Raw genomic sequence first — 7,127 nt, forward strand, 5'->3', positions numbered from 1 at the left:
GTTTCACCTTGTTATCTGTTGCAACTTCAACCATATAAACTCCGGATGAAAGTTCAGAAACATTGATGTTAGTTTGATTCGAATTTACCGCTTCTACTTTTTTCACAACTTTTCCTAAAACATCAAAAATTACGATACTTTCAATGTTACCAGAATTGATATTTGAACTTATTTGAACTAAATCGGTAGCTGGATTTGGATAAAGCAAGAAATTACCAGAATTAAAATCCAAATTATTTAATGCTGCTACAAATTCAGTATTGAAAGTATTGGTTACAATAGCTGGATTGGTATCAAAAAAGATATTTGCAGTATTTGGGATGATGTCGCCAACAGCAAAACCTGGATTCAATTTAACTTTAAAGAATACATATCCTTTGCTTAGCTCTACATTTGCTAACGCTGGAGGCAGGTTTATAAAGTCAAAATTCCAAGTAATCAAATTTCCTACACGAGTCATGTAATAAGAATGACTTGCACTCAAAACTCTTATGCTGGTTTCGTCTAGCTGTGCATCGAGTAAATCTTCAATTCTCACAGAAATAGCATTTGCAGTTCCTTCATTTTGGAAACGAACGGTATAATACAAATAGTCATTTGCTGCAAATTGATTGAATTGTATTTTCTCACCATGTGCTTCCATTTTGTCATTTGGATCATAAGATGCTACAACAATTTGCGTGTTATTTGATAAATTATTTATCGAATTAACGTCACTTGTTGGAGTCGAAATTGACGCACTATTTGTTAATAAATCATCAATATTCACCACAGGAATTGCAGGAACACTCATAGAAACATTTATAAATTGACTTTCATATGGTTGTAAATTAGCAAAATCATAAGTAAACCCTGTTGCCGTACTTAAACTTCCAGGAACAGAAATAGTATTGATCATTACATTAGCATCTTTAGTGAAACTTATTTGTCCGCTAGCTGCAGCGATTCCCAAGTTTTTATATACAATTTTATTACTATAATTAAATCCTGGAACTGGTGTAGTTGTTGGAACTAATGAAACTGTAACATCATTATATGCATTTGTCAAAGTTATTGGGAAATACAATGTTTGCGTTCCGCTTCCAACTGCAATTGCGATGTCATTGAAATTTGTAGTTCCAGATGAATAATATGCTGCATATTCAGTATCTAAAGAATAATTGAAATCATATGTATTTGCTGGATTCGAATCATAAATGGTATGTGTTCCAAAAGGTGAATAGATAGCACTTGTTGGACCAGTATTATTTTGTTGAGAAACGAATGAACCGTATGAAAAATTTATTTCTCCAGTTTCTTTAATGCCATTATTATTTGAATCTAAGAAAGCAACTAGATTGATTTTATCATGACATTGCGGTGGTCCAGAGGTGAAACTACCAGCTTTAATAAATACTGCAGAATCATAGGCACTGTCGCTTCTATCAGCTACAACTAATTTAATATGATAAGGATGATTTGGTAAAATTACAGATGAAGCGGACATTTCTGTAGTTTGACCATTAAAGTTTGTTGCCGATAAGTAGGCATTTGCACCTTCATTTGATGTATCAAAAAAACCAGCATTTACAGAAGAACATGCGGCATTTAATGCATTATCTCTTATTGTAACCACAGAAACAGGAGTAGAAGTTCCTGGCACAACGGCTAAATTTGTTGTAACTCCAGTAACCAAATCGGTCAACAAGAAAGCAAAAGCATCAGAAAAAGAGCATTGAAAAGTTCCGTATTCATCAGAAGCAAATAGGAAATTAAAACTCATAAATTCATTCAAACTAGTAAAATCAAATTCTAATTTGGTAGCGTTTTTAGAATTCATTGCTTGTCCAGTTGCTGTTGTAATTATGGCTTCCAGCTGAGCATCGCCAGTCCATGCCGTTACTCCATCACTTAAAATAGTAGTATTCGGACCAGGAACATTATTAACATTTCCAGTAGATAGAACAATTCCAGATGTTAAAGGAAATGTAGGATTGGTATTGGTAAAGTATCCAATTCCGTTAGTTGAACCAAAATTTGTTCCGGTACTTGAAGTTACATTTGAAATAGTAATACAAGAATTATTCACTAAAACATTTGAAACTAATTGCTCGTTTGTGTATAAAGTTGAGTTTGTAGTTAACGGTGGCAACGAATTGAAAGCCGAAAAAGAATAACCTGTTGACCAATTACTAGTTACAGTTGCAGAACAAATAGAACGAACATAAAATTTATAAGTTGTTCCAATAATTAAACCAGTTGCTGTATAGGAGTTTTGATTTACAATCGTTCCAGTTGATGCAGACGTTGGAGCTGGAGCAGTGCTTGGCAATGTAATCACTTCCCATTGAGTTGCAGTTGAAGTCCAATTAATTGTTGCCGTTGTACTGGTTGAACCATTTGTTGTGATGGAAGTTGGAACGGAACAAGATGGAATTGTAAATGAATTAGTAGCATTAGACCAATTACTTGATGAGGTTGCACTACAAATTGATCTAACATAAGCTTTATAACTTGTACCCGAAATCAATCCTGTTGCAACATATGGATTTGATGTAGTGATAATTCCTGTTGATGTTGCTGTTGGAGCAGGTGAGTTAGTCGGTAATAGTAGAACTTCCCATTGTGTAGCTGCATTATTTTCAACCCAACCAATTGTTGCTAAACCAAAAACTAAATTTGAAACTAAGATGTTAGTTGGTTTAAAACAACCAGTTACAGTTCCACAAACAACATTGGCAGTCCATCCGGGTTTGTTAATTGATGGATCGCTTCTAAAGCGTAAAGTTAAACAGCCGTCCGGACTTGAAGATGTAATTATTTCTGGAATATTGGTTCCCCAAAAAGCACCAGCTAATCCTCCAGGAACACTTGCTGCTGGATTTCCACTAGAAATTTGAGGTGATAATATAGAATTTCCATTAAAGATGTAAAGTCCGTCCCAGTTGACTTCTGTTTCGAATGATGTAAATATAATACTCACCATTTCTCCTGGAACGGTTGGCGTTATTGTATAAGTTACGTCCGAGTTGTCTAGGTAGTTTGAAGTCGCACCTCCATTGTCAACAAAGCTTGCGCCACAAGATAGAGTGGTTTGTGCTAACGATAAAAAAGAGGTGAAAACTACTGCAAATACAGTAAAAAGTAGTTGTTTTTTCATATTTGGTTTGGTTATAGTATACCAAATATAGGTTGATTTTAAACAACTTACAAATAAAAAGGTAGTTTATTTCGACGTAATCGCCTCAGCTACAATGAATCCGCCAGTCCACGCATTTTGAAAATTAAATCCGCCAGTGATGGCATCGATATTTACAATTTCACCAGCAAAAAACAAATTTTCGTGTAATTTACTTTCCATCGTTTTAAAATTGATTTCTTTCAAATCGATTCCGCCAGCAGTTACAAATTCTTCTTTAAAAGTACTTTTTCCGTTTACTTGAAATTGTCCGTTGGTGAGTTGATTGGCTAAATTGTGTAGTTGATTTTTAGATAAATCGGCCCACTTAGTTTCTTCTGAAATTTCTGAAGCCAAAACCAAACTTTCCCATAATCGATTCGGAAAATCAAATGGAGATTTCTTAGAAACTGCTTTTTTAGAATGCTCTAATTTTAGTTCTTTGAGTTTTTCTAGAGTTTCCTCAAATGTTAAGTCGTTTAACCAATTCACTTCTAAAATAAATTGGTAATTTTTGTCAGCTAATATTCTCGCACCCCAAGCCGAAAGTCGTAAAATTCCTGGTCCAGACATTCCCCAATGGGTAATTAATAATGGTCCAGAAGATTCCAACTTTGTGTTTTTAACTTTTACTGATGCAAATGCCGATAAACCCATCAAATCTTTGATGCGATTATCTTTGATATTGAATGTAAAAAGTGAAGGAACGGCTTCAATAATTGTATGACCAATTTCCGAAAGCATTTCCCAAATTTTAGGATTACTTCCTGTTGTCATGACCAATTTCTGACAAGCAAAAGTTTCTGAATTGGTTTCAACTTTCCAATAATCTTCTGCTTTAAAAATCGATTGAACGCTTTGATTGGTTAAAACATCAATTCCAAGTTTTTTGGTCGCATTTGTAAAACAATCAATAATAGTTTGCGATGAATCGGATATTGGAAACATTCGTCCATCGTCTTCAATTTTTAGTTCAACGCCATTTTTTTCAAACCATTCAATCGTATCTCCAGAACAAAATTGATGAAAAGGTCCGCGTAATTCCTTTTCACCACGAGGATAAAATTTGACTAGATCGTTGGGCACAAAACACGCATGGGTAACATTGCATCGTCCGCCACCAGAAATTCTAACTTTTGTTAAAACTTCTTTTCCGCGTTCGAGAATAGCAACTTTTAATTTTGGATTTTTCTCAACTATGTTTATGGCTGTAAAAAATCCTGCTGCGCCTGCGCCAACTAGTATTATATCGTATTTTGAATTCATTTGTTTTTTGAAAATCTTTAGCAAAGTTTTAATCTCTGCAAAGATAAACTTTTAAAACACTAAACTTTAATGCAATCGTTCAGGATAATTGCAAAAAATTCCATCGACACCCAAACGAATCATTTGGTTTATTGTATGAGGTTCATTGACTGTGTAAGTATAAATTTTGAAACCTTTTTTATGAATCAGTTCAATATTTTCTGATGTTAAAGTTTTATACCACGGATTAATACTTTGAGCTTTTAATTTTTGGGCAATAGTTACGGCGTCAATTGGGTTCTCTTCTGTTAAAATTCCAATGGAAATAGTAGTATCAAGTTTTCTATAATTTTCTAATTCCTCCCATAGAAAACTTGAAATATTGAAATCAGCTCTTGTCCATCCTTTATCATAAAAAGTAGTAAGAATATCAAAAACAGGTTTGGCAGTTTTACTTCCTTTTAATTCAATGTTTAAAGGAGTTTTTTTATTTATGGTTGTAATTACATCTTCCAAAAGAGGAATTTTATGATTTCCTTTTACAACTACTTTTTTAAGATCTTCCCAAGTATAATCTTCTATTTTTCCTTTAGCATTTGTTAAACTATCCAAGAGATCATCATGAAAAACCACAACTTCGCCAGATTTTATTACAAAAACGTCAATTTCAATCATGTCGACATTAAGTTCCAAAGCTTTTTTGATGGAGGAAATGGTGTTTTCAGTTTCGTGTCCCATTGCGCCTCGATGTCCAATATTTAGTGGTTTTTTCATCACGTTGCATTGTATAAATAGAAATGAAATTAAAAATAAATAGCAGATTTTCATTATGATAAATTTAATTGAAATTACTATCTCAAAACTAATTTGTTGTGAATTATTGGTTTAAATTATCATGTTATGATATTGTTATTAATTTTTCTCCAATAAAAGAATTCCAAATTCTGAATCAACTGTAACTTTTCCATTAATAACTTCCGATGTTTTTCCCGAATAGGCATCTTTAACCTTAGTTCCGTTTTCGAAAATTGTTCCAACCGAAATTGTTTTATTTCCGATTGATAAATCCAAACCAACTACCACTTTATCAGTAAAATTATCTTTGGAATATTCACGACTAAATACATATGGTGAGCTAGAAATTTGCCTGTGAATTCCAGCGCCAACTGCTGGATGATTTCGTCTAAACTGACCTAATTTTTGCCAGTGCAAATTAATTGCTGACGTCTTTGGATTGGTATTTAAATCATCCCAATTCATAAACGAACGCAAAGTTGCGTCGCCTTGAGTACCTTCAATATCCAAAGAGCGCGCCAATTCGTCGCCATAATATACCTGAGAAATTCCTGGTGTAAGCAATAATTTTGTTGCAGATTCAAATGTTCTTTCGCGTTTTTTATCAAATGGCCAACCGTCATCGTGTGACGAAACATAATTCATGACTGTGTTTCCTTTCAAATCGTTTTGAAGAATAGATGCGTATTTAGAAAATAATGGTTCGTAGTTCATTTTGGCTTCATTTCTAAAATCAAAATTGATTAAACCAGTAAAACCATTGGCGTAATAATCGACTTTTTTATCTCCAAAATCGTAGATTCTTTTACTACCAATGTTGTAACCATACACTTCACCAACGGTAAAAAACGGATTGTTATCCAACACTTTTTTTGGATTTTTAGCTTTAAATTCAGCGAAAGCTGCATCGCAAACTTTCTTGAAATCGGCCCAAACATCTTCTGTAGTGTGTTTTGCAGTATCAACTCTGTAGCCATCAATTCCGTAATCTACAATATAATCGGAAAGCCATTTCATGATGTAGTATTTTGGCGCACGAGGATATTTTGTTTTAGCGAAAAAGGCATCCAATTCGGCTAGTTCTTCGTCATGACGTCCTTCTTTTTTCCATTTTTCGACTAAAAAAGGTGATAATTCTACTGCTTGATTGCTTTCGGTTTTTACGTCTGGAAGATTTTCTACCAAGGTGCACGCAATTGTATTTTCATAATTGTTGTATTGGCATTTTGGTGAAGTTCGAACCCAATCACTAGGATAAACAGCATCTTCAGAAGTAACTGGTCCAGTGTGATTGATAACTGCATCTAGCATGATTCTAATTCCTTTCGCATGCGCTTTTTGAACTAATTCTGCCAAATCTTTTTTCGTTCCGAAATTTGGATCTAATGCACTCCAATCTCGTGTCCAATAACCGTGAAATCCGTAAGAAAATCCGGTTCCTTCATCAACGCCATCATGAATTTGCTCCACAATTGGTGTCATCCAAATTACATTTATTCCTAGATTTTCAAAATAACCTTCGTCTAATTTTTGAATAATTCCACGGATATCGCCACCTTCAAATCCGCGTAATTTTCCGGTTGGTTTGTTTCTGTTGTAGTTGAGGTCGTTGGTTTTATCTCCGTTATTAAATCTATCGGTTAATAGAAAATAAACGTTGGCGCTTTCCCAAACGAAAGGAGTTTTCGTTTCTTTGGATGTTATTTCTTTTGTTGATTTACAACTTGAGAAAAATAGTATAACTGCAATTAAAGATAATATTTTTTTCATAATTCATTTTAGTAAGAAACCTCAAAGATTTTAAAACCTTTGAGGTTTGATTATTTAAGACTTTATTTTAATTCCAAAATTAAAACCGATTTTCCTTCTATTTGAATGTCATTTTTTAGATCAAATGATTTTTCTGTTAGAATATCTTTTCCTGATTTGT

5 protein-coding genes are annotated in these 7,127 nt (G+C 33.6%); all 5 read right to left on the reverse strand.

Annotation, left to right across the window (positions count from 1 at the left end; genetic code table 11):
- On the reverse strand, window positions 1–3,139 hold a 3,139-nt coding region (locus DIU01_RS08210; RefSeq protein ID WP_290833357.1), incomplete at its 3' end, for a choice-of-anchor L domain-containing protein.
- Window positions 3,140–3,205: 66 nt separating this feature from the next.
- Window positions 3,206–4,423: an NAD(P)/FAD-dependent oxidoreductase gene (locus tag DIU01_RS08215; protein WP_290833359.1), complete on the reverse strand. Its 1,218-nt coding sequence runs from the start codon at window positions 4,421–4,423 to the stop codon at window positions 3,206–3,208.
- Between the two features lie 66 nt (window positions 4,424–4,489).
- On the reverse strand, window positions 4,490–5,176 hold the full coding sequence (locus DIU01_RS08220; protein WP_290833361.1) for a glycerophosphodiester phosphodiesterase family protein: 687 nt from the start codon (window positions 5,174–5,176) through the stop codon (window positions 4,490–4,492).
- Window positions 5,177–5,314: 138 nt separating this feature from the next.
- A complete protein-coding gene (locus DIU01_RS08225; protein WP_290833363.1) occupies window positions 5,315–6,967 on the reverse strand; it encodes an alpha-amylase family glycosyl hydrolase in 1,653 nt (550 codons plus the stop codon).
- Between the two features lie 62 nt (window positions 6,968–7,029).
- The coding region (locus DIU01_RS15595) for a cyclomaltodextrinase C-terminal domain-containing protein (protein ID WP_367221862.1) at window positions 7,030–7,127 on the reverse strand (98 nt) is incomplete at its 5' end.

The sequence above is a fragment of the Flavobacterium sp. genome (assembly GCF_003525665.1).
Classification (GTDB): domain Bacteria; phylum Bacteroidota; class Bacteroidia; order Flavobacteriales; family Flavobacteriaceae; genus Flavobacterium.

Excerpts from the sequence above, each read along its gene's own strand:
- DIU01_RS08215 (WP_290833359.1), bottom strand. The coding sequence starts at position 4,423 with ATGAATTCAAAATACGATATAATACTAGTTGGCGCAGGCGCAGCAGGA.
- DIU01_RS08220 (WP_290833361.1), bottom strand. The coding sequence starts at position 5,176 with ATGAAAAAACCACTAAATATTGGACATCGAGGCGCAATGGGACACGAA.
- DIU01_RS08225 (WP_290833363.1), bottom strand. The coding sequence starts at position 6,967 with ATGAAAAAAATATTATCTTTAATTGCAGTTATACTATTTTTCTCAAGT.